Raw genomic sequence first — 1,650 nt, forward strand, 5'->3', positions numbered from 1 at the left:
CAACCACGGTTCTCCGGAAACGACGAGATCCCCTCCCGCCCCTCCGACACCAAACCCCACAACTCCTCAGGGGACCCCACCCCGCCGGGATACCGGCACCCGATCCCCACGATCGCGATCGGCTCGTCGTCACCGCCAACGCGGCGGCGCCGCAGCCCCGCACCCTCGCCGCCGTTCCCGTCGTCCTCCCCGCCGTACAGCACCCCGTGCACATGCGCCGCCAGCGCGGCCGGCGTCGGGTGAGCGAACGCGACGGTGACCGGCAGCTCGTGCCCGAGCGCCCGGCAGAGCCCGTTGCGCAGCTGGACCGCGACGGCCGAGTCGAAGCCGAGATCCCGGAACGTCCGCCCCGCGTCGACCTCCTGGCCGCCCCCGAGCAGCTCCGCCACCAGCCCGCGCACCAGCTCCTCCAACGCGCCCAGCCGCGCCGGCTCCGGCAGCGCGTCGAGGTCGCGGCGGAACGCGGTCGCCCGCTCCTCCTCCTCGTCGCCCTCCGTGTCGTGGGCCGGCGGCTCGGGCAACACGACCTCCTCGTCCGAAGGAGGCAACGCCGCCGGCCAGTTCACCGGCTGCCCGTGCACATACAGCTCGGCGAGCGAGGTCAACAGCTCCTCGTCGGCGTCCCGGTCGCGCCGCAGCGAGCCCACGGCCAGGCCGGCGCCGCCGACGCGGTGGTCGGCGAGGGTGTCCTGCACGGCCATCCGCAGCACCGGGTGCGCGCTGGCCTCGACGAACGTGCGGTACCCCGCGTCCAGCAGCGCGCGCACCGCGTTCTCGAAGAGGATCGGGCTGCGCAGGTTGTGCCACCAGAACGCGCCGTCCAGGTCGGTGGTTTCGCGCCGCCCGCCCGTCGTCGACGAGTAGAACGGGATCGACGCGGGGCCGGGCGTGATGCCGCGCAGCCCGTCGACGAGGTGGTCCCTGATGAGGTCGATCTGGGGCGAGTGCCCGGCGAAGTCGGCGGCGACCCGGCGGGCCCTGACCCCCTTCGCGTCGAGGGCGGCCAGCAACTCCGTCAGCGCCCCGGGCTCGCCCGAGACCGTCACCGAGTTCGGGCCGTTGAGCGCGGCGACGGTCAACGCCTCGCCCCACGGGGCCAGTTCGGCGCGCACCGCGTCGTGCGGCAGCAGCACCGACACCATGCCGCCCCGGTCGGCCAGCACCTCCGTCAGCGAACGGCCCCACACCACCGACACCAGCGCCGCGTCCTCCAACGACAGCGCCCCGGCGGCGTGCGCTGCCGCCGCCTCGCCCAGGCTGTGCCCGACCACGGCGGCCGGCTCCACGCCCCGCGAGCGCCACAGCGCGGTGAGCGAGACCATCACCGTGAACAGCGCCGGCATCACCACGTCGGTGCCGACCAGCGGCGGCGCCGAGGGCGCGCCCCGCAGCACGTCGAGCACCGACCATTCGACGTGCGGCGCCATCGCGTCCGCGCACTCCTCGACCCGGGAGCGGAACACCGGGGAGGAGTCGAGGAGTTGACGGGCCATGCCGGTCCACTGGGCGCCCTGCCCGGGGTAGACGAACACGGGCCCCGGCGCGTCGGCGTCGGCGACCCGGCCGGTGACCAGGCCGGGCGCCGAGGCGCCCGCGCCCACGGCGGCCAGCCCGCGCAGCAGGTCGGCCCCGTCGCGCGCGACGACGGCC

The 1,650-nt window shown here is 75.8% G+C and carries 1 protein-coding gene; it reads right to left on the reverse strand.

Translation table 11 applies throughout. The annotated features are described in order from the left end of the window. Window positions 1–1,650, reverse strand: a 1,650-nt coding sequence (locus EBN88_RS29770; RefSeq protein WP_122400073.1) for an acyltransferase domain-containing protein, incomplete at both ends; no start/stop codon positions are given.

This window comes from Streptomyces triticirhizae, assembly GCF_003696235.1.
Lineage (GTDB): Bacteria > Actinomycetota > Actinomycetes > Streptomycetales > Streptomycetaceae > Streptomyces > Streptomyces triticirhizae.